Below are 21,200 nucleotides of genomic sequence, written 5' to 3'. Positions count from 1 at the left end.
TTACCAGCGGGCGGGGGCATAGAACGCCGCTTGCCGCTGCAGCGCCTCGACGTCGCGTGAAAAGCGCGCCAGCTGCCGTTCCAGTTCGGGCGCCTGCAGGCGGTCGAGATTGGCCCGCAGCGCGGCCACGCTCGCTTGCAGGGCGTCGACGGCGGCGACGTAGGCGGCGACGATCTTTTCCCTTTCCTGCAATTGCCGGCCTTCCAGGTGCAGGCGCGTGCGGATGTAATTGGCGGCCAGCGGTTCGCGCGGCGCGGCGTTATCGACGGCGCCGCGCAACTGGGCCAGGTCGCGCAATTCATCCTGCAAGCCGGCACGGTAGCTGCGCTGGGCATATTCCTTGAGCGCATTGCTGACGATATCGACGGCTTCCTGCTCGTCGAGCAATTCGCGCAATGCCGATTTCTGCAGGCGCTGCGTGGCCAGGCGGCTCAGGTGTTCGCTCAATTTGATGACCTTGGCCAGCTTGTCCGCATCGAGCAGGGGCGCGCCGCCGTCCGGCTGCGCCAGGCCGCCCAGCGCATTGCCGAGTCCGCCAAACTCTTCCTTGTAGACGGGCAGCTTGTCGTCGGCCAGCGCCGCCAGGGTATGGGCGTAGCGCAGCAGGACGTCGTTCAGGCTGGCGATCGATACGCTGGCTTGCGCGATGGCGGCGCAATCGGCGCGCGCCGCCTGTTCGCTGGCTTGCGCATCGAAACGCTCGGCCAGGATCAGACGCTTGCGCATGGCCTTGTCCATGCAGCTGTGGACGCCGCCCGCCAGCATGGGTTCGAAGTGGACCGACATCTTTTGCGTCTGCTCGGCAAAGGTGCGCACGGGCGCCAGGTCGGTGGCGCAGCCGCCCAACAGCAGGCTGGCGCCGGCGCCAAGCAGCAAGGGGAAAATGGACGAGTTCGACGGGCGCTGCATATGGCCTCCAGGCGGTAGGAGTGGCTGACGGGGCCGGCGCGCACGCGCTGGCATGCCCGACGTTAGCATGCTGAGGAGTAGCAGTATTGCGCCAGATCAGCGCCCAGGGGAATCGCCGGGCTCGTCTGCTTGCCTGTCGCGTTTTGCCACAGGATTGTTGCCGAATGGCGCAGGTGCGCCAATTTGCGCCATATTTTCCTTACAAAAGACTGACAACAGGCCTGCAATTGCGGCTTTTCCGCATGTTGCGACGCGTCATATGTAGTTGTTGCTGGTGCATGTTTACTCACCTACAATGATTTATCGATGGGGCGGTTATCCAGCGTACGACTATAAAAATAAGTGGCATTAAAAACGTTGTATCAGAGGAGATGACAATGAATTTGAAACAGAAATTGCTCGTGGCAAGTTTGGTTTTGGGTTTCTCGCAGGCGGCAGTCGCAGCCGACCCCATCAAGATTGGCGTGTCCGGACCGTTTACGGGCGGTTCCGCGCCGATGGGCGTGTCGATGCGCGACGGCGTCAAGCTGGCCGTCGCTGAAATCAATGCCAAGGGTGGCGTGCTGGGCCGTTCGCTTCTGCTCATCGAGCGCGATGACGAAGCGAAGAACGAACGCGGCGTGCAGATCGCCCAGGAGCTGATCAACAAGGAAAAGGTCGCCGCCACCGTCGGCTACATCAACACGGGCGTGGCCCTCGCTTCGCAGCGCTTCTACCAGGAAGCGAAAATTCCCGTCATGAACAATGTGGCGACGGGCTCCATCGTCACCAAGCAATTCGCCGACCAGCCGGAAAACTACATCTTCCGCAATGCCGCCAATGACACCATCCAGTCCGGCATGATCGTGCATGAGGCCATCGAGAACCGCAAGTTCAAGAAAGTGGCGATCCTGGCAGACTCCACCAACTATGGCCAGCTGGGCCGCGAAGACCTGGAAAAGGCGCTCGACAAGAAGGGCATCAAGCCCGTCGTCGTGGAAAAATACAACATCAAGGACGTCGACATGACGGCCCAGCTGCTGAAAGCCAAGCAGGCGGGGGCGGAAGTTGTGCTGACTTACGGCATCGGCCCGGAACTGGCGCAGATCGCCAACGGCATGGAAAAACTGGGCTGGAAAGTGCCGCTGATCGGCAGCTGGACCCTGGCCATGGGTAACTTCATCGACAACGCGGGCAAGAACGGCAACGGCACGCGCATGCCGCAAACCTTCATCCAGGATGCCAGCACGCCGAAGCGCAAGGCCTTCATCGACGCCTACGTGGCCGCCTACAAGCCGTCGGGCGGACGCATGCCGTCGGCCGTTTCGGCCGCGCAAGGCTACGATTCCATCTACCTGCTGGCCGCGGCCATCACGCAGGCGGGCGGCACGGACGGCCCGAAAGTGCGCGCCGCGCTGGAAAACCTGAACGAGAAGGTGGAAGGCGCCGTCACCACCTACAACAAACCGTTCAGCAAGACCAACCATGAAGCGATCACGGCCGACCTGACCGTGTTTGGCGAAGTCAAGGACGGCAAGGTCGTCCTCGCGAAATAAGCCTGGCGGACAGTCGCCGCGCAGTGGCCAGCCTTGAGGAATCAGGACTGGCCATTTTTTCATCTTTCGTCTTCCGGGGAATACCATGGAAATCTTCCTGCAGCTCGTCTTCAGCGGCATCGCGCTGGGCATGATCTATGCCGTCATCGCCTTCGGCTACCAGCTGACCTTTGCCACTTCCGGCACCCTCAATTTCGGCCAGGGCGAATCCCTGATGCTGGGCGCGCTCGTGGGCCTCTCCCTGGTGGGCACCATCCACGGCGGGCCGTACATGAGCTATCTGCTGATGATCCCCATCGTCATCGTCTTCGGCGCCTTGCAGGGCGTGTTCGTCGAATGGATAGGCGTGCGGCCCGCCATCAAGATCAAGTCCGAATTCGGCTGGATCATGTCGACCATCGCGCTGGCCATCATTTTCAAGAACGTGGCGGAAAACATCTGGGGCAAGGATGACCTGATGTTCCCGTCGCCGCTGTCGGCCGCGCCGTTCCAGGTGTTTGGCGCCAATGTGCAGCAGATGCAGGTGGCCGTCATCGTCGGCGCGCTGGCCATCATGCTGGCCGTGGAAGTATTCAACCGCAAGTCGATCTACGGCAAGGCCGTGGTGGCGACGGCCAACGACCGCGACGCGGCCGGTTTGATGGGCATCAACACGGGCATGGTCATCACCTTTTCCTACGCGCTGTCGTCGGCCACGGCGGCGTTCGCGGGCGTGCTGGTGGCGCCCCTGACCCTGACGGGGGCGACCATGGGCGCTTCGCTGGGCTTGAAAGCGTTTGCCGTGGCCATCATCGGCGGCCTGACCTCGGGCGTGGGCGCCATCGTCGGCGGGCTGATCCTGGGCATCGCCGAGACCACCACCGGCTACTACATCTCCACCGGCTACAAGGAAGTGCCTGGCCTGCTGCTGTTGCTGCTGGTGCTGGCCATCAAGCCGTCCGGCCTGTTCGGCAAAGCCGCGATCAAGAAAGTCTGAGGACGACATGAACAAGAAAATCACCATGCTGGCATTGAGCGCGGCGGGCCTGGCCGTGCTCGCGCTGTTCCCCATCGTCATTCCGAACCCATATTACATCCACCTGGCCGAGACCATATTGATCTATGCCATCCTGCTGTTCGGTCTCGATATCGTCGTCGGCTACACGGGGCAGGTGTCGCTGGGCCACGCGGGCCTGTTCGGCATCGGCTCGTACGCCACGGGCGTGCTGGTGTTCAAGCTGGGCGCGCCGTTCTGGCTGGCCATCCCCGCCAGTATCCTGGGCGCGGCCGTCTTCGGCGCCATCCTGGCCTTGCCGGCCCTGCGCGTGACGGGACCCTACCTGGCGATGGTGACCCTGGCCTTCGGCACCATCGTGCAAATCCTGATCAATGAAATGAGCTTCCTGACGGAAGGGCCGATGGGCATCAAGATCCACAAGCCCGTGCTGTTCGGCCACAAGCTGACGGAAGTGGAGTACTACTACATGGTCGCCGCGCTGCTGGTGATCTCGCTGGTGGTGGTGCACCGCATTTTGAAGTCGAACCTGGGCCGGGCGTTCGAAGCCTTGCGCGACAGTCCCATCGCCTCGGACTGCATGGGCGTATCCGTGTATCGTTACAAGGTGTATGCCTTCGTCATCAGCGCCGGCTTCGCGGGCCTGGCCGGCAGCCTGTATGCGTATTCGGAAGAATACATTTCGCCCAATACCTACAACTTCGAGCTGACGATATTGTTCCTGCTGGCCGTCATCATGGGCGGGCGCAAGACGCGTTCGGGCGCCCTGATCGGCGCCCTGATCGTCGTCATGCTGCCCAGCCTTCTGTCGGACATCGAATTGTTCCGCAAGATCGCCGTCGGCGCCGCCGTGCTGGGCGTGATCGGTTCCGCCATCATGCTGGCGAAAAAGCGCTCCACCGTGCGCGGCGTGCTCGTGCCCCTGGTGGCCACCATCGGCCTGGCCGCGTATTCGTACAAGCTGGAAAACATGGTCGACTGGCGGTTGACCATCTTCGGCCTGATGACCTTATTCGTCGTGTACTACCTGCAGGACGGCATCGTCGGCTTTTTGATGAGCTTTATCGGCAAGGGCCGGCGCCATGTGGAAGCCGTCGCCTCGCACGGCGTGGCGCCGTTTGACCACGCGCAGGGCGGGCAGCAGGGCGCGACCTTGCTGCGCGTGGACCAGGCCCTGATGCAGTTCGGCGGCCTGAAAGCGCTGAACCAGGTGGACTTGAACGTCACGCAGGGCTCCGTGCACGGCTTGATCGGGCCGAACGGCTCGGGCAAGAGCACGATGATGAACGTGCTCACGGGGATCTACAAGCCGACGGCGGGCAAGGTGGAATTTGCCGGCGTGGTGATCTCCGGCCGCACGCCGTCCGAAATCGCCCTGGGCGGCGTGGCGCGCACCTTCCAGAACGTGCAGCTGTTCGGCGAAATGACGGCGACGGAAAACGTGCTGGTGGGCTTGCATAACACGTTTAAATCGAACGTGCTGGACGTGATGCTGCATACGCCCCGCTACAAGCGCGAAGAGAAGGCGGCGCGCGAGCGGGCCGCCAGCATCCTCGAATTCGTCGGCCTGGCCGACCTGGCCAACGAAGAGGCGCGCAATCTGCCATACGGCAAGCAGCGGCTGCTGGAAATCGGCCGCGCGCTGGGCCTGAACCCGCGTTTGCTGCTGCTCGACGAACCGGCGGCGGGCCTGACGGCGCCCGACATCAAGGAATTGATGGCCATCATCCGCAAGATCCGCGAGCACGGCATCACCATCATCCTGATCGAGCATCACATGGACGTGGTGATGGCCCTGTCGGACGTGGTGACGGTGCTGGACTTCGGCCAGAAGATCGCCGAAGGCGTGCCCGCGCTTGTCCAGAGCGATCCGAAGGTGATCGAAGCCTACCTGGGCGGCAGCGCCGAAACCCTGGCGCCAGCGGCGCACTGAGAGGAAGATCATGCTGACCATTAACAATCTGCACGCCGCCTACGGCAAAGTCGAAGTCCTGCATGGCATTTCGCTCGACGTCCCGAAGGGCAAGCTGGTGACCCTGATCGGCTCGAACGGGGCCGGCAAGACCACCACCATGCGCGCCATTTCCGGCATGCTGAAACCGAAATCAGGCAGCGTCACCCTGGGCGGCAAGGATGTCACGGGGCTCGATTCGCACCGCATCGCGCGCGCGGGACTGGCCCATTCGCCGGAAGGCAGGAGGGTGTTCGCCTCGATGTCGGTGACGGACAACCTGCTGCTGGGCGCCTTTCCCCGTTTTACGCGGGCGCGCCCGAAAGGCGACATCAAGGGCGACCTGGACAAGGCGCTGGAACTGTTCCCCCGCCTGAAGGAGCGGCGCGACCAGCTGGCCGGCACCTTGTCGGGCGGCGAGCAGCAGATGCTGGCCATGGCCCGCGCCGTGATGCTGAACCCGGAAGTGATCCTGCTGGACGAGCCGTCGATGGGCCTGGCGCCCATCCTGGTGGAAGAAGTCTTCCGCATCATCACGCGATTGAAGGCGGAAGGCGTGACCATGCTGCTGGTCGAACAATTCGCCGCCGCCGCCCTGAACGTGGCCGATTACGGCTACGTGCTGGAAAACGGCAGCATTTCCGTGCACGGGCCGGCGGAAAGCCTGAAAAATGATCCGAAGGTGATCGCGGCTTACCTGGGCGGCGGGCACTGAAGCTGGCTTGACAATGCGCTTGCTGCGCATTGTCAAATCCTCTACACTGCGCTTCCCAACCCGCAGTGTAGAAAAAGGCATCATGCGCAGCGCCAGCCCGTTTCCCCCGCTTTTACCTCCGCTTTTATCCCCGTTTTTTTTCCTGCTCTTGCCCGTTTCGGCCTGCGCCGGCGATGCGCCGCTGCAAAAGGTTGAAATTACCGCCGCCAGCGGCCTGCAGCAGCGGCGCGACGACACGGCCGCGAAGATCATCGTCAGCCGCGACGACCTGGCCCAATATGGCGACGGCAGCCTGGCCGCGGCCCTGAAGCGCCAGCCCGGCGTCTCCGTCGTCGGCGGCGAGGTGCGCATGCGCGGTCTGGGCGCCGGCTATACGCAGATGCTGGTCAACGGCGAAGCGGCGCCGCCGGGTTTTTCCATCGAATCGATCGCCCCTGAGATGATCGAGCGCATCGAGATCCTGCGCAGCGCGACGGCCGAATACAGCATGCAAGCCGTCGCGGGCAGCATCAACGTGGTCTTGCGCAAGGGCGCCAGCGGCGCCGAGCGCGAATGGAAGCTGGGCGCGGGCCGGCAGGATGGCCGCTGGCAGCCTGCCGCGTCGCTGCGCGTGGCGGACAAGCTGCCCGGTTTCGCCTACTCGCTGACGGGGGCGGTCGAGCGCACGGCCGATGACGTGGCGGGCAGGACGACGGAAGCAATGTCCGATGCCACCGGCACGCCGCTGGCGCTGCGGGACACGCGCACGCGCAATGCCTCGTCCGTCAACAAGGCCAGCCTGACGCCGCGCCTGCACTGGACCCTGGACAATGGCGACACCGTCACCTGGCAAAGCCTGCTGGACTGGTATCGCACGGGTTTTGACGGCGTGGCCAGCGAAACGGTCTTGCTGGGCATGCCCACGGCGTATCCGCGCAATGGCGCCACCTCGCAAGCGAGCGTGTTTTCCGCGCGCAGCGACGTGAGCTGGACGCACGCGCTGGGGGCGGCTGGCAAGCTGACGGCCAGACTGGGCGTCAACCACAACCGGCGCGACACGGATTACGCGTTTCATGGCGCGGCGGCCGATGGCGCGCCCCTGCTGCTGCGCGGCGTGGTCTCCGACGCCATCGACGACAGCGTCAACAGCAGCGGAAAATACCTGGGCCGGCTGGGCGGCGGGCACGCTCTGAGTCTGGGCTGGGACGGCAGCCTGATACGCCGCAGCGAGTCGCGCCGCCAGCGCGACACCTATCTTGCCGGTGGCGCGCCGTACGCGCTCGATGAAGACTACACGGCCGACGTGCGGCGCCTGGCCCTGTATGCGCAGGATGAATGGGACGTGACGCCGCGCCTGCAAATGTACGCGGGCGTGCGCTGGGAAGGCTTGCAGACGGCGACCGAGGGCCGCACCCTGAGCGAGGTGCGCACGCGGGCCAGCGTCTGGAGCCCCGTGGCGCAGCTGCTGTGGAAGCTGCCGCAGCAGGAGCGCGACCAGCTGCGGCTGGCGCTGGCGCGCACCTACAAGGCGCCCGCCACGCGCAATCTGGTGCCGCGCCGCTACACCATCAACAATGGCAACAGCGCCAACAATCCCGATTTCCAGGGCAATCCCGACCTGCGCCCGGAATTGGCGTGGGGGCTGGACGCGGCCTGGGAAAGCTATTTCGGCAAGAGCGGCGTGGCCAGCCTGTCGGGTTACGCGCGACGCATCAGCGACGTCACCGTGCAGCGCTTGTTCCAGCGCGATGGCATCTGGACGGCCAGCCCGTTCAACAACGGCACGGCCACGGTGCGCGGCATCGAGCTGGATGTGAAGTTCCCCCTGCGCACCTTGTGGGCGCAGGCGCCCGATCTCGACGTGCGCGCCAACGCGGGGCGCAACTGGTCCAAGGTCGCCGCCGTGCCGGGGCCCGGCAACCGCCTGGCCAGCCAGGTGCCGGCCACGCTCAATTTGGGACTCGATTACCGGTTTGCGCCGGGGATGAGCATGGGCGGCAATCTGCACGTGCAGACGGGCGGCCTGGCGCGGCTCGATGCGCATGCCAGCAGCCATGCGGGCGTGCGGCGCACGCTCGACGCGTATGCGCTGTGGCAGCCGGACGCGAAAACGCGCGTACGGCTGTCGGCGGCCAATTTGCTGCGCCAGCAGCAGCTGCAAGGGCAATCGTATGTGGAGGATGCGGGCCGCAGCAACAGCGTGACGCGCCTTGACGGCAGCGCGTCGCTGCGCCTGATGCTCGAGCGCAGCCTGTAGGTATCAGTGCCTGGTCGGTTTTTCCTGCTGCACCAGGATGAACGGGCTGACGACGACGGCCCACAGGGCCGCATCGGCGGCTTGCCAGTCCAGCGCCTGCTGGTCCGACACCTTGGCGACTTTGCCGTCGGCCATCCATTGCGCGATGCTGGCCTTGTCGTCGTGCGAGATGCGCACGGCCACTTCGACCAGGTCCAGTTCATTGGCGACCCAGACGACATTGCCCTGGGCGAAGTGCTTTTCCAGCTCGCTCCAGGCCAGGCGGGCCGTTTCGCTGTTCACTTTGAGGCGCAGTTCGGTGTCTTTTTCAGGATTGGTTTGCATGTGAGATCAAGTTGCGGTGAGTCGGGTGCCGTTGCGCGCGGTTTGCTTGCCTTACAAGGCTTCCACCTGCGGCGTCGGCGTACCCCGCCATGTTAACCGATAGGCGGCGCCTTTGCGAACATTGCCGACCAGGGCAGGGCGGAAGCAGGCCAGGTTGGTGCCGCCCGCCAGCCGGGTGCTGGGGAAGATGATGCCCATGGAGCCGGCTTCGAGCAGGATGGCGGCCAGGTCCTGCGAGGCGATGTAGCTGGCCGGGTCCAGGCAGGCGCGGTAGCGTTCCTGGCCGCGCAGGTCGTGGAAACTGGCGGAAAAATCGGCCAGCAGCGACTGGTAGTTGACGCTGTCGTCGAAATAATCGATTTCCTGGTATTCCACGGTCTTGTGGAAAATGATCTCGGCCAGCGCCGTTTTCATGTCGAAGGCGCAATACCAGGCGCCCCGCTCGCCATCGTTGAAACGCGCCCCTTCCGGGCGGGCATACGTGTAGGCGGCGTTGATGATGCGAAAGTGCGGCACGCCAAAAACCAGCTCGTCCACGCCAATTCCTGGCGCGCCGCCGTACTCGGCCACCAGGCGCGCATTCGTCGCGTTATCGAGTTCGAACAGCTCGCGCAGGTGGCCGTCGTCCTCGGCCAGGGGCGCCAGCACGGAATCTTCCATGTCGGCGAAGCGCGAGGGAATCAGGCGGCAAGTGTCGATCTGGCGCAAGGCGGCCAGCGGCGGCAGGTGGTCATGCGGGGCGACAGGCACGATCACAGCCCTCCGCGGCGCGCGTCGAGCAGTTTGCGCACCGTCTGCATGGCCAGCAGGCCGCCGGCCAGCATCTGCGACAGGGGCGTGCGGCCGCCGAAGATGGGATTCTTGTTGGGCAAACTCACCCATTCGTCGGCCAGCTTGTCGCCGTACAGGATGTGCAAGGCCTTGTAGATGCCCAGCAAATAGGAAATGCGCGTGATGCGGTCCACTTCCAGCACGCGGTCCGGATGCTTCTTCCACTCGTACCAGGCGCTGCTGGACAGGCCGCCCAGCAATTCGCGCGCATCGTCGTCGCGCAACTTCCAGGCGGCGGCCAGCTTGAAGAAGCCTTTCAGGGCCGCCTGCGACAATCGCTCGCGCTCGGCCTTGGCATTCAGGTCGACGAGCACGGCCGGTTCGAAGCGGCTTTTCGGGTAGGCGTAGGCGAGATTCATGGCATATCCTTCGTTAAAACTCTGTATATGGATTATTTATACTCCTTTTCTGGATTCGTTGCAACGGCCGCGCGCATGCAAAACGGGGCGCGCCAGGACGGGAGCCCCGGTGCGCCCCGTTGGCGGGCCGCGTTCGCTTATCTGGCCGTGACGGTGACGGGCACGTTGAGCTGCGCCGTCAAGCCGTTATTGTCCACTGCCACGACCTTCAGCGTATAGCTGCCGGCCACCGGTTGCGGCCAGGTGGCCGTGATGGTCATGCCGCTCATGGAAAACTGCATGCCCAGCGGCGCGCCGAGGATGGAGATCCACAGGGCGTTCGCGCCCGGCGCCGTCAGCACGATGCTGCCGCTCAATGCCTTGCCGGCCACGCCCGTCATGGCGGCGGCGCTGATCGTGGGACCGGCGGCGGCGATTTTTACTGTCGCCACGGCCTGGCCCGTCAAGCCCGTCCTGGTATCTTTGGCGATGACGGTCACGCTGTAGCTGCCCAGCACGGGGCTGGCCCAGCTGACGACGCCGGCGGCGCTGACGGCCATGCCGGACGGCGCGCCCGACAGGCTGTAGGTGACGGGGTTGGGCGCCACCGTCGTGGCGGCGAACGACAGCGCGACGCCCGGCTTGCCGCTCACGCTGGCCACGGTCACGACGGGGGGCAGCGGGGCGGCGATGGCCACCGTATAGATGCCTTTGCCGCTCAGGCCAGTCTTGCTGTCGGTGGCTGTCACGGTGACGGCATAGGTGCCGGCCACCGGGGAGGCCCAGCTCACCAGTCCGGCGCTGCTGATGGTCATGCCGGCCGGCGCGCCGGCGAGCGTGTAGCTGACGGGATTGGGGGCGGAGACGCTGACATTGAACGCCAGGGCCGTGCCGACCTTGCCCGTGATGGCGCCGGCGCCGACGACGGGCGGCGCGACGGGGGTAATGACGATGGCGTACACGCCCTGGCCACTGAGGCCGCTGACGGTATCCTTGGCCACCATGGTCACGGCATACGTGCCCGCGACGGGGGCGGCCCAGCTGACTACGCCCGTGGCGGCGATGCTCATGCCGGCCGGCGCGCCCAGCATGGTGTAGCTGAGGGGATTGGCTGCGCTGGCCGAGACGGTGAACGACAGCGGCTTGCCGGCCGCGCCGCTGATGCTGGCCGGCGCCACCACCGGCGCGGCCGGTGCCGTCTGCGTGCCCGACAGGCCGGCCAGCAGGCTTTTCACGTTCGGCGTGCCGAGGCCGCCCAGCGGGTCATAGCCGACCCTGGCCGTGCACACGCTGCACGTGCCGTTGCTGCCGCGCGTGATGTCGGCAAAGCTGCTGGCGAAGGTGCCGGGCACGCTGGCGATCTGGCCGTACAAGATGTTGTGCGGCAAGCCGAGCGCCGCCTTCGCCTGCAGCGCGCGGCTGGCGTTGGCGATGGCGACCAGGCCGGCCCATTGCGGCGTGGACAGGCTGGTGCCGCCGATGCTGAGCCAGCTGGCGGTGCTGCTGCCCGGTGTCATCACGGCCGTGTACTGGCCCGTGGCGGGGTCGGCATTGAAGGCCACGTCGGCCACGTTGCGGCGCAGCGGGTTGGTCAGGCCTGGCACGCTGGCCGTCTGGTAGGCGGGCAGTGCCGTGTAGGCGCTGATGCCGCCGCCCGTGCCGGACCAGGCCGTTTCGCTGCGCACGCCGCTGCCGCTGTAGCTGAGCGTGGTGCCGCCCACGGCCAGCACGTTGGACGACACGGACGGCCAGGACACGCCGCTGCCCGAATCGCCCGTGGCGGCCAGGTAGCTCATGTTCTTGCCCATGAAGGCGCTGTCGACGGATGCTGTCCAGTTGCCTTCGGCGGCGCCAAAGCTCATCGACACGACGCCAGGCCCCATCTGGTTGGCCAGGCGCACGGCGCCCAGCAGGCTGTTGATGGAAGCGTCGGGCGCCTCGATCAGCACGATGCGCGCCAGCGGCGCCGTGGCATGCGCCCACTGCACGTCGAGCGCGATTTCCATGGCCCAGCCCGAGTTATAGGCGGGCGCCGTGGCCGTCATGGTGCTCGATGGCGTGTTGTAGACAACGGAAAATTCACAGCCGCTGGCCGGGGCGGGCGGCAGGGGCAGGGTGGCATTCGTGGCGATAGCCTTGGTGGTGCAGCCGGGCAAGCCGAATTTCTGGTTGAAGATGGCCAATTCAGCCGCCGCGTTCGGGTTGTGCATGGCGTCGACGATGTAGATCGTCTGTCCCGCGCCCAGCTGGGCCGCCTGGGCTGGCGTCAGCGCCGTGCCGGCCGCCGGCAGGGCGGGCAGGTCGTAGGCGGCGCGGATTTGCGCGGGAGAATAGGTCGCCACCACGCTGCTGCCGGCCATGGGGGCGGCGATGTCGCCCGCGCCGCCGTCCAGCAAGGGGGCGATATCCTGTGCCGTCTGTTCCGAGGCGGCGATTTTTTGCGCCGTCAGGCGGCGCGTGGTCATTTCCCGCATGGCGCCGGGTACGTTTTGCAAGTGCGGCCGCCAGTGGGCCGAGCCGCTGCTGTTGGCGCTGTCGCGCCCGTCAGGCGCATCGAGCAGGGCCGGGGCCGCATGGAACATCGGTTGCACCACCAGCGCACCGACGGCGGCGGGGATGACGGGCACCTCGACAGTGAACTGTGTCGCGGCCGTGGCGATGGCGGCGGGCGGCGTCGAAGTCTCCTGGCCGGGGCCGCAAGCGGCCAGCAGGAGGGCGGCTGTGGCGCCCAGCAGCAGGCGCCCTTGACGGTGATGCGGGGGAATGATTTTTTTCATGGCGAAACTCTCCGAGTTGGGCGAGGGCCACATCTCGACAATGCTTCCAGGCTGGCGCCGCGCTGGCGGTCCCGGCCCTGCATTGGCAGCCCCGCTGCCGTGGCGCTTGCGCGCGGTAGGCCGGTGGCTTTGCGTCCCCGCCTTTCGACGGGTTTGCCCTCAAAACTGATCATGCATCATTGGGAATTTCCTGATGCGTCATCGATTTTAGCGAATTTGCCAAATAAGTGTTAACTATTTTCAATCAATATTTTTATTTATGCAATAAAATGTGGCAAATTTGCCTATTGAAGGATGGAATCTTGTCAGCCTGATTAAGTCTTAAAAGCAAGGTTATCAGGGCTGTATCGAGGCGTGACAGTGTTTTTTACAGAAACGCCGCTTGTATTTTTGTTTTTTAATGAATTTAACGAATTTAATAAATATGCGATCTTGCAGGTCTCAATCCTCGAACACCATGCCCTGATACGGCGCTGCGCGGCAGGCCGCCAGCCGTTGCGCCAGGCTGCCGGCATGGGCTTCCAGCTGGTGGCCGTCCGGGTCGAGAAAATACAGGGAATCGCCGGCGCTGCTGTTTTGCTGCCATTCCGCCACGCCGGCGGCGCGCAGGCGGGCGGCAAAGGCGGGAAAATCGTCCTGCGAAATGGAAAACGCGTAGTGCGTGTAGCCGCCCGCGCCGATCGCCGCGCCCGCATCGAGCGACAGGCACAGCCACAAATCCCCTGCCGACAGGTACGCGCCCCTGTCCCAGCGCGCATGCAGGCGCAAGCCCAAGGTGTCGCGGTAAAAGGCCACGCTGCGCGCCACGTCGCGCACGGACAGGGTGAGGTGGTTCAGGCCGGTCAACATGGTGCTGGATAACTTTCAGGTGGTGTGAATCGCTGTTCCAGCCGTCGCTGTGGTTTGGTGCGACATTGTTTCACGTAAACATGAGGCATAGCAATAAGACCACAAAATTCGCAACGCCTGACAGAACCGTAGCGAGCGGAAGGGAGAGGTGGCCGAGAAGCGCAACCGTACTTTTAGTACGGTGAGCATCGCAGGCTACCTATACCAACGCGCAGTAGGTTGTGTCAGGCGTCACTACGCAGGCTCGGCGTGCTCCACCATGAGTTGTACCTTGGTCGTGCCATTGTATTCATTCGCGTCGAGCCGGAAGGCGACCCTTGTCCGTTCGCCCAGCGCATCCGTGTGGCCGAACCAGATGGCGTCGAAGCGCGCGCCGTTCTTTTCCAGCAACAGCTTCAAATGGCGCTCTTTTAAGATGCGCTGGCTGACGACGCGGAATTCGTCGCAGAAGACGGGCGGGGCGAAGCCCTGGCCCCACACTTGCTCATCCATCAGTTCGATGAAGGCCGTCGTGTAATACGCGTCTTCCAGCGGGCCGTCCGTTTCTACCACCCGTTCCAGCTGTTGGGCGCTGAGCCAGGCCTGGCCCACGGCTTCGAAGGCCTGGGAAAAGGCGTCGAAGGCGTCGGCGCGGATGGTCAAGCCTGCCGCCATGGCGTGGCCGCCGAACTTGTCGATCAGGCTCGGTGCCCGTTTCGACACGAGGTCGAGCGCGTCGCGCAAGTGAAAACCGGGGATCGAGCGGCCGGAACCCTTGATCCAGCCATCGGCGCCCGGCGCGAACGTGATGGTCGGGCGGTAGAATTTTTCCTTCAGGCGCGAAGCGACGATGCCGATCACGCCCTGGTGCCAGGATTCGTCAAACACGCTGATGGTGCTGCTGTTGGCCGGCTCGAAGGTGTCCAGGTGCAGCAGGGCCGTATCCTGCATTTCCGCCTCGATTTCGCGCCGTTTCAGGTTGATGTCGTTGAGTTGCTGGGCCAGCGCCCAGGCGCGGCCTTCATCGTCCGTGATCAGGCATTCGATGCCCAGGGACATGTCCTGCAGGCGGCCGGCCGCATTCAGGCGCGGTCCCAGGGCAAAACCGAGGTCGAACGGCGTGGCGCTGCGCGCTTCGCGGCCCGCCACGCGGAACAGGGCGGCCACGCCCGCATGCATATTGCCCTTGCGCATGCGTTTCAAGCCTTGCGCGACGAGGATACGGTTGTTGGTATCGAGGCGCACCACGTCGGCCACCGTGCCCAGCGCCACCAGGTCGAGCAGGTTGTCGAGCTTGGGTTGCGTTTGCGCATCAAAGATGCCACGGCGGCGCAGCTCGGCCCGCAGGGCCAGCAAGACGTAGAACACGACGCCCACGCCCGCCAGGTGTTTCGACGGAAAACCGCAGGCGGGCTGGTTCGGATTGACGATGACGGCCGCGTCGGGCAAGGTGTCGGCCGGCAAATGGTGGTCGGTGACAACCACCTGAATGCCGCGCCGGTTCGCCTCGGCCACGCCGTCGATGCTGGCGATGCCGTTGTCGACGGTGATGATGATGTCGGGCGACTTTTCGCGCGCCGTCAATTCGACGATTTCCGGCGTCAGGCCGTAGCCGTATTCAAAACGGTTGGGCACGATGAAATCGACGTCGGCGCCCATGGCGCGCAAGCCGCGGATGGCCACGGCGCAGGCGGTGGCGCCGTCGCAATCGTAGTCGGCCACGATGACCATGCGTTTCTTGGCGGCAATTGCGTCGGCCAGGAAGACGCCGGCCGCGCCGATGTGCAGCAAGCCGGACGGCGGCATCAGGGCCGCCAGTTCGCTCGACAGTTCTTTCGCGTCGGACAGGCCGCGCGACGCGTACAAGCGGGCCAGCACGGGGTGGATGCCGCCCTGGCGCAGCAATTCGGATTCGCGGTATGGGCAGGGACGGGTGGCGATGCGGGTACGGGTCATGATGCTTTCAACTTGTTCAGGGTAATCGCGCGCCAGAATTTGCGCTGCGCATGCTTACTGGTGGTGCAGTCCAGCCAGGCGTCGCGGTGGCTCAGCACCAGGCGCAACTGGCCCAGGCGGCCATCCTTGAGGGCCGCCAGCAGGGGGGCGAACCAGTGGGCTTCCAGCGCTTGCAACTGTTGCAGCCACATGCCCCATTCCTGGGCCTGCGCCGCTTCGGTCAATCCGCCCAGCACGACGATGGCATCGGCTTGGTCCGCCAGCACACTGTCTGGACTGGCATCGCGCCGCGCCGGTTCCGCCAGCGCGGCCAGCCAGCCGGGCGCGTCCTTCGTATGCAGACAGGCCGCGCAGCGCGCAGATGCAGATGCAGATGCAGATGCAGCCAGGCTGCCGCCCCAGATCCAGAAGGAATTGATGGCTTTCAAGCTTCGTTCTTCGCGTGCCGCGTTGACGGGATGTTCATGCCACAGCATCTGCACTTCGTTCTGCAGGCGGCGCGCGGCGCGCGCGTGCTCGCCTTCCGGCATCCAGACGGACAGGTCTTGCGTGGTGGCGGCGTCCGGCGTGGCGCACTGCAAGTCGGACCAGCCATCGGCGCGCATGAACCAGGTGCCCGCGTCGCCATATGCCAGCGGCTGGCCGATCTCGTCGAAATACGGACGCGCCGTCTCGAACAGTGTGCGGCCATCGGCCTCGCTCAGCTTGAGCTGGCGCAAGTCTTCCAGGCTGATATGGCTGCGGGCGATGGCCAGGTGGGCCGGATGCAGCAGGAAATAGCGCGCGCCCGGTTCCGGCGCCAGGCCGTAGCCGCGCATGGCCTGGGCCGCAAAGGCCGCGTGCGCCGCCTCGCCGTTGGGCGCGGGCGACAGGGTCAAGGCGTGCGCCAGCCACGCTTCGTGCGGCAGCAGGCGGTTGGCGTTGTCAAAAGTTTCCAAATTGCAAGTAGAGGTGCGCGACAGCAGGGCCGCCAGCGCGGGCGCCTGCAAGACCTTGAGCAGGTCGGCAGCCAGTTCGGCATTGGGCAAGGCGAAGGGCAGGACGAGGGTAAGTTGATTCATCCCGAGATTGTAGGCGATTGTGGCGCCGCGCGAGAAGGGCGCATGGTTTTTTGCCGTGGGCGGCATCCTTTGCCGGCGCATCAGACTTTCTCTTAATGCAATAAAACGATCCGCGCGCAGCTGTGCTCAGATGGCTCACTGATAGCTCATCGTGAACTGCATTTGCCCCTTTACCGTGCCGGCCGTCACCGGCCCCGTCGAGAGGTATTGCACTTTCAACGGGATGGCCATGGTGCTGGCCGACGCGCCGACCAGCCACTGGTTCGTATTGCCCGCGCCCGGCAAGGCCGGTCCATATTTCACGGGGCCGCCGCTGTTCGACACGCGCAGCTTCACGCCTTGCGCGCTGGAATCGGCCGTGAGGTTCAGGTTGCTGGTGGTGGTGTCGGCACCATTCATGTCCGTCAAGGTGATGTAGACGTTCACGCCGGCCGGGCAGGACGAGAGATCGATGCTGAAGGCGGTGTCGCCCGCCGCCGTGCCGGCCGGGTTCAATGCGCTTCCCTTGACGGTCGGCAAGACCACGCTCGCTGGCGCGCTCAGCGTGCACGTGGCGCCATTCGCGACGATCGTCGTGCTGCCCAGATAGATCTTGACGTCGGTCGTCATGGTCGTCGAACCACCACCGGTGCGATCGTTGCTGCCCAGGGAAGCCAGCTCAATCGTGGGAATCGGGCCGCCCACGGTCACCGGCGCGGCGGTGGTGACCAGCCGATACCTGAACCCGAAGGAGCCGCTCGCCAAGGCGCTGGTATACGTCAGGGCGGGCTCGACGAAGGGCACATAGTAGTTAATTCCGCCCGTGTAGCCCAGCCTGGAGATAAGGCCGTTATAGTTGTCGGGACCAAGGTAGGTCGTGTCCATCACTTCGAGGCCGATCCCCGCGATGCCGGTATCCCATACCCACGTGGCGGGCAAGGCGATGGCGGCCCGCGACGGGGTAATGCCCACGTTGTAGCCGTGTATGTTGGGGAGGTCGGGGTTTGTAGAAGGATTCGCCGGGCACGTCCAGGTTCCCGACGAAGTCTGCGTCGCACCGATCTGCGTGCCCACCGGCGCATTGCGCGGCACCGTCACCGTGCCGAAGGTGATCGTCGTGGCAGCGGGGGTGATCGTGCAATTCTTCGCCTGCGCCGGCGCGCTCAAGATCAGGCCGGCACAGCTGGCGGCCCACACGAGCGGCACACCGGATAATTTCTTAATAAAGTGACATGAAAGCAAGCTGCTCATTGTATTGTTCCTCCGTTGGACCGCCGCGCCATTGCCGGGCTTGCCATGACGCCCTTCGCACCGCACACGGCGTCGGTATGCGCATACGCGCCCCTGTCTTCGCCCTTGGGCGGCAGGCGATACGCGAACGCGCATTGCTCGTTGGCGGCGTCGCCCCATTTCGCCGTGAGCGTGCCCTCGTCGGCCACGCCGCGCACGAAGATGCGGCTGTTCTGGCTGATCGCGCCCACGCCTTGCCCCTGCGCGTCATACACCGCCGCGCCGAAGGGCAGCGCCGCGCCGTCCGGCAAGCGGGCCGCGATCACCGCCGCCCGGCCCGTCAGCGTGTCGAAGCGCAGCATCACCACCGCGTTCGCGCGCGGCGCCACCTGCTGGCTGGTGGACTTGAATTCGACGTCGAGCGGCATTCCGTTCGGATCGATGTCGATCGTGTTCAGGCTGTACGGCGACAAGTATGGAATCACCGCGTAGCCGAAGCCGTCGATGCGCACGCCGGCCGCATTGCTGACGCGGGCGCCAGTCGCGCCTTTCGCCTCGACCACGGCTATCGTGTCGCCCAGGTTGTTGGCCAGGGTCACGCCGCCCGGGTGCGCGACGATGGCGCCCGTCACCCCCGCCGACAGCTGCGAGTAAGCCGCGCCGCCGCTGGCGCTGGCGGAGAAGGTCGCGTACGGGCTGCGATACTGGCCGTTCGCGCCGGCCGTGCTGGAACCCGGCGCACGATTCGCCATGACGCCGTACGTGTAGGCGTTGTCCGCGCCGGCCGAGCCGTTCAGCATCGCCTGCGCGGACGAGCCGTTCGTGTTGTTGCGCGTGAGAAACGTCGACAAGGTCGGCGCGTGCTCGTCCGTGCCGAGCGGCAGCGACACGCTGGCGAAGGCCTGGCTCTGCATTTGTCCCGTCAGGCCGTTGCGCTGGCGCGACAGCGACACGTTGTAGCTGACACTGGTGCCGAGCGCGCGCCGCGTATTGTTGTAGCCCAGCTGGAACTGCACGGTGGCGCCGCCCCGGTTCCAGTAATCCTGCGTCGACGCCAGCACATAGGCATTGCCCCAGCCGTCCGCCAGGCTCTGGTTCATGGTCAGTTGCAGCTGGTTGCGCCGGCGGCCGACGGCGCCCGGGTCGCGTCCCGCGGCCGCTTCGCTGCGCGCCAGCATGGCGTCGCGCAAGGCCCAGAAGCCGCTCGACGAATAGCGGTAGGCGGCCAGCGCGAAGTTGGTGCCGGTGGCGGGCAGCAGTTTGCTGTAGCCGAGCCGCACGCTCTGGCCCGTGGTGTCGTCCAGGCCGCGAATCCGCGCGCGCGCGCCCGTCACGTCGACGGCGACGGCGCCTGCGGGCGTGTTGAACGCCGTGCCCAGCAAACCGGCCAGGTAGCCATCGGCAACGATCATGCCCGCATACGCGGTGAGAAAATTGTTGAAGCCGTGCTGCACCGTGCCCTGCAGCAGGTGGGGGCGCCCGTTCGACTGCGCGTCGCGCAACTGGCCGGCGGCGACGTGGAAGCGCGTGGTTCCTGGGCGCAACAATTGCGCCACCGAGGCATACGGCACGGGAAAACCGTGCACGCTGCCGTCGGCTTCCGTTACCGTGACGAGCAGGTCGCCGCCGTAGCCGGTGGCGTACAAGTCGTTGATTTCAAAGGGGCCTGGCGCGACGGTGGCCTCGTACAGCTTGTTGCCGTTCTGCGTCACGCTGACGCGGGCATTGCTCAAGGCCACGCCGCGTATCAGCGGCGCATAGCCGCGCAGCGAGCCGGGCAGCATGCGGTCGTCGCTGGCGAGGGCCACGCCGCGTATGCCGATGCTGTCGAACACGGCGCCGTCGGTGAAGGCATCGCCGAGCGTCAGCTGGCTGCGCAGGGCGGGCAGCTCGTGCTGCAGGTAGGTGGCGATGTTCTGACGGCTGCGCTGCCCGCCCGCCTGCCACGTCAGCGCGGTATTTTGCCGCAGGTGCCAGCTGCCGAGATTGACGCCGCCGTTCAGGCCCAGGTAGGTCTGCGTGCCCGCCGCGCCGGCGCCGGCCACGTGAAAGGTATTCAGGCTGTAGCCGAGGGTGGCCGACGCGACGCCTTCGTCCCAGAATTCCTGGCTCACGTAGCCTTGCGGCTGGCGCAGCAGCGAGGCTTGCGGAATGCCCAGGTCGAGACGCAGCTCGGACAGGTCGAACGCCTGCGTCGCGCCGTCGACCAGGTCGGCGAGATTCGGGCAGGAGTCCGCCCGGGGCGCTGCCAGTGCGGCACGCGCCGGGGCGGACAGCTTCTCCGGGTCGAGCCCCAGGCGCGCGGTCGCGGTCCTGTCCAGGCACGGCGTGGCGCTGGCGGCGCCCGCATGCGTGACGAAACGCAGCGCATCATGGCCCACCCAACGGCCGTTGACGTACAGGTCGACCGTGTATGCGCCGGGCGGCACCGGATTGCCGCGCGCGAAACGCGCCACGTCGACGCTCTGGCCCTGCGGCTTCATCAGGAAATCGCTGTTGAATTGCACCTCAGTAACATCGGCAACATCGGCCACCGCGGCGCAGGCGGGCAGGGCGCCCCATGCGGCGAGCGCGCCCAGCAGCACGGCGTGGCCGCGCCTGAGCGCAAGCCGCGTTCCGGCACGCGGGGGCGCAGACTGTTCCCGGGTACGCATGGCTTACTCGTTCGTGCCCTTGCGCAGGGCCTTGCCGCTCACGCCGGCGCCATAATCGTTGATATAAGTGTAGTCGACCTGCGCGGGCACGGCGGCGCGCGGCGCGGCGTTGCCGAGGTCGAAGTCCGCGCTGGCGCCGGGGGCCAGCATGGCGCCGATGTCGTTGCTCCAGCTCGCCATGCCGTCCGCAGCGGTGAGCTTGCTGAACGTCACGTGGTACGGCGTGGGATTGTTGCCCTCCAGCACGTAGCGGCCATTCTCCAGGCGCTTGAAGCGCCAGCGCACGAGGGCGGCGGCATCGTCCGCCTTGCCCGGCAATCCCGTGGGACGGAAGAACAGCTTGATGCGCGTGCGGAACGCCAACTGCAGGAAATTCGGACTGTCCCCGTTCGCGGCGGCGCCGGCGCGCGGCGGCACTTCGAGCACATTGAGCCAGAACAAGGATTCCTTGTCTTGCGGCAACGTTTCCTGGGTATAGATCAGGCGCAGGCTTTGGCCTTTCTTCGGATCGAGGCGGAACAGGGGCGGCAGCAAGGTGAACGGCACTTTCGACTCGTCCGGCAGGGCGTTCGGATTGCCCGTATCGAGCCACGCCTGCACCAGCGCCGGCGCATTGCCTTCATTGGCCAGCTTGATGGTGACTTCGCGGTCGCTGGCGCGATAGATCACGCGCGTCCCGCCGATCACGACAGACGCGTGCGCGCCCGCCATCATGCATGACAAGGCGAAAACCGCGATCGTTCTGGATAATTTGTTGCGCACTGTCATTTTGCCATCTTTTATCTTGTAATTTTGATTGCATGTTGAATGCGTATTTCGTTCTGTCTCTTCGCCAACCGGCGCATTTTCGGGGCACCGCTTGACACCGCGTCAATTCCTGAT

The 21,200-nt window shown here is 65.4% G+C and carries 16 protein-coding genes and 1 riboswitch; of the genes, 5 read left to right on the top strand and 11 right to left on the bottom strand.

Annotated features, from left to right (window positions below; all coding sequences use genetic code 11):
- Window positions 1-909 carry a hypothetical protein gene (locus BZG29_RS17680; RefSeq protein WP_077405666.1) on the bottom strand — a complete coding sequence of 303 codons (909 nt, stop codon included), beginning with the start codon at window positions 907-909 and terminating at the stop codon, window positions 1-3.
- Window positions 910-1,286: 377 nt separating this feature from the next.
- On the opposite strand from BZG29_RS17680, the gene BZG29_RS17675 reads away from it, so the two are divergent.
- The 5 genes from BZG29_RS17675 to BZG29_RS17655 all read left to right on the top strand — a co-directional run bounded on the left by BZG29_RS17675 (window position 1,287) and on the right by BZG29_RS17655 (window position 8,340).
- Window positions 1,287-2,444 carry an ABC transporter substrate-binding protein gene (locus BZG29_RS17675; protein ID WP_046682990.1) on the top strand — a complete coding sequence of 386 codons (1,158 nt, stop codon included), beginning with the start codon at window positions 1,287-1,289 and terminating at the stop codon, window positions 2,442-2,444.
- Window positions 2,445-2,529: 85 nt separating this feature from the next.
- Window positions 2,530-3,420: a branched-chain amino acid ABC transporter permease gene (locus tag BZG29_RS17670; protein ID WP_034782923.1), complete on the top strand. Its 891-nt coding sequence runs from the start codon at window positions 2,530-2,532 to the stop codon at window positions 3,418-3,420.
- A gap of 7 nt (window positions 3,421-3,427) precedes the next feature.
- Entirely contained in the window at window positions 3,428-5,371 is a 1,944-nt protein-coding gene (locus tag BZG29_RS17665) for a branched-chain amino acid ABC transporter ATP-binding protein/permease (RefSeq protein ID WP_077405663.1), read from the top strand.
- A 10-nt stretch (window positions 5,372-5,381) separates the two neighbouring features.
- A complete protein-coding gene (locus BZG29_RS17660; protein WP_077405660.1) occupies window positions 5,382-6,104 on the top strand; it encodes an ABC transporter ATP-binding protein in 723 nt (240 codons plus the stop codon).
- An 82-nt stretch (window positions 6,105-6,186) separates the two neighbouring features.
- Window positions 6,187-8,340, top strand: a complete 2,154-nt coding sequence (locus tag BZG29_RS17655; RefSeq protein WP_171985043.1) for a TonB-dependent siderophore receptor — start codon at window positions 6,187-6,189, stop codon at window positions 8,338-8,340.
- A 3-nt stretch (window positions 8,341-8,343) separates the two neighbouring features.
- On the opposite strand, the gene BZG29_RS17650 is transcribed toward BZG29_RS17655, so the two are convergent.
- The 10 genes from BZG29_RS17650 to BZG29_RS17605 form a co-directional block, all read right to left on the bottom strand.
- Entirely contained in the window at window positions 8,344-8,664 is a 321-nt protein-coding gene (locus BZG29_RS17650; protein WP_077405657.1) for a DUF2288 domain-containing protein, read from the bottom strand.
- A gap of 51 nt (window positions 8,665-8,715) precedes the next feature.
- Window positions 8,716-9,414, bottom strand: coding sequence for an RES family NAD+ phosphorylase (locus tag BZG29_RS17645; protein ID WP_077409159.1), 699 nt, complete (start codon window positions 9,412-9,414; stop codon window positions 8,716-8,718).
- A 2-nt stretch (window positions 9,415-9,416) separates the two neighbouring features.
- A complete protein-coding gene (locus tag BZG29_RS17640; RefSeq protein WP_071076812.1) occupies window positions 9,417-9,854 on the bottom strand; it encodes an MbcA/ParS/Xre antitoxin family protein in 438 nt (145 codons plus the stop codon).
- A gap of 137 nt (window positions 9,855-9,991) precedes the next feature.
- Window positions 9,992-12,610: a S53 family peptidase gene (locus tag BZG29_RS17635; protein WP_077409158.1), complete on the bottom strand. Its 2,619-nt coding sequence runs from the start codon at window positions 12,608-12,610 to the stop codon at window positions 9,992-9,994.
- Between the two features lie 81 nt (window positions 12,611-12,691).
- Window positions 12,692-12,778, bottom strand: a riboswitch (cyclic di-GMP riboswitch).
- A gap of 273 nt (window positions 12,779-13,051) precedes the next feature.
- Window positions 13,052-13,459, bottom strand: a complete 408-nt coding sequence (gene fos, locus BZG29_RS17630; RefSeq protein WP_077405654.1) for a fosfomycin resistance glutathione transferase — start codon at window positions 13,457-13,459, stop codon at window positions 13,052-13,054.
- A gap of 234 nt (window positions 13,460-13,693) precedes the next feature.
- Complete coding sequence (gene recJ, locus BZG29_RS17625) at window positions 13,694-15,394, bottom strand: single-stranded-DNA-specific exonuclease RecJ (protein ID WP_077405651.1); 1,701 nt, start codon at window positions 15,392-15,394, stop codon at window positions 13,694-13,696.
- Entirely contained in the window at window positions 15,391-16,455 is a 1,065-nt protein-coding gene (locus tag BZG29_RS17620) for a hypothetical protein (protein WP_077409157.1), read from the bottom strand. Before BZG29_RS17620 ends, recJ begins: the two co-directional genes overlap by 4 nt.
- A 135-nt stretch (window positions 16,456-16,590) precedes the next feature.
- The gene (locus BZG29_RS17615) at window positions 16,591-17,685 is read right to left on the bottom strand and encodes a fimbrial protein (RefSeq protein WP_077405648.1); all 1,095 of its coding nucleotides are present in this window, start codon (window positions 17,683-17,685) and stop codon (window positions 16,591-16,593) included.
- Entirely contained in the window at window positions 17,682-20,318 is a 2,637-nt protein-coding gene (locus BZG29_RS17610) for a fimbria/pilus outer membrane usher protein (protein WP_077405645.1), read from the bottom strand. Before BZG29_RS17610 ends, BZG29_RS17615 begins: the two co-directional genes overlap by 4 nt.
- A 3-nt stretch (window positions 20,319-20,321) precedes the next feature.
- Complete coding sequence (locus BZG29_RS17605) at window positions 20,322-21,005, bottom strand: fimbria/pilus periplasmic chaperone (protein ID WP_253192623.1); 684 nt, start codon at window positions 21,003-21,005, stop codon at window positions 20,322-20,324.
- Window positions 21,006-21,200: the final 195 nt, after the last annotated feature.

Origin of the sequence: Janthinobacterium sp. LM6 (assembly GCF_002002885.1) — a bacterium.
GTDB lineage: Bacteria > Pseudomonadota > Gammaproteobacteria > Burkholderiales > Burkholderiaceae_D > Janthinobacterium > Janthinobacterium kumbetense.
Note: the sequence above shows the minus strand (reverse complement) of the source record. Positions and strands in the feature narration are given on the sequence as shown.

Excerpts from the sequence above, each read along its gene's own strand:
- BZG29_RS17635 (WP_077409158.1), bottom strand. The coding sequence starts at position 12,610 with ATGAAAAAAATCATTCCCCCGCATCACCGTCAAGGGCGCCTGCTGCTG.
- BZG29_RS17675 (WP_046682990.1), top strand. The coding sequence starts at position 1,287 with ATGAATTTGAAACAGAAATTGCTCGTGGCAAGTTTGGTTTTGGGTTTC.
- BZG29_RS17665 (WP_077405663.1), top strand. The coding sequence starts at position 3,428 with ATGAACAAGAAAATCACCATGCTGGCATTGAGCGCGGCGGGCCTGGCC.
- BZG29_RS17640 (WP_071076812.1), bottom strand. The coding sequence starts at position 9,854 with ATGAATCTCGCCTACGCCTACCCGAAAAGCCGCTTCGAACCGGCCGTG.
- BZG29_RS17660 (WP_077405660.1), top strand. The coding sequence starts at position 5,382 with ATGCTGACCATTAACAATCTGCACGCCGCCTACGGCAAAGTCGAAGTC.
- BZG29_RS17650 (WP_077405657.1), bottom strand. The coding sequence starts at position 8,664 with ATGCAAACCAATCCTGAAAAAGACACCGAACTGCGCCTCAAAGTGAAC.
- BZG29_RS17655 (WP_171985043.1), top strand. The coding sequence starts at position 6,187 with ATGCGCAGCGCCAGCCCGTTTCCCCCGCTTTTACCTCCGCTTTTATCC.
- fos (WP_077405654.1), bottom strand. The coding sequence starts at position 13,459 with ATGTTGACCGGCCTGAACCACCTCACCCTGTCCGTGCGCGACGTGGCG.
- BZG29_RS17680 (WP_077405666.1), bottom strand. The coding sequence starts at position 909 with ATGCAGCGCCCGTCGAACTCGTCCATTTTCCCCTTGCTGCTTGGCGCC.
- BZG29_RS17670 (WP_034782923.1), top strand. The coding sequence starts at position 2,530 with ATGGAAATCTTCCTGCAGCTCGTCTTCAGCGGCATCGCGCTGGGCATG.
- BZG29_RS17610 (WP_077405645.1), bottom strand. The coding sequence starts at position 20,318 with ATGCGTACCCGGGAACAGTCTGCGCCCCCGCGTGCCGGAACGCGGCTT.
- BZG29_RS17620 (WP_077409157.1), bottom strand. The coding sequence starts at position 16,455 with ATGAATCAACTTACCCTCGTCCTGCCCTTCGCCTTGCCCAATGCCGAA.
- recJ (WP_077405651.1), bottom strand. The coding sequence starts at position 15,394 with ATGACCCGTACCCGCATCGCCACCCGTCCCTGCCCATACCGCGAATCC.
- BZG29_RS17615 (WP_077405648.1), bottom strand. The coding sequence starts at position 17,685 with ATGAGCAGCTTGCTTTCATGTCACTTTATTAAGAAATTATCCGGTGTG.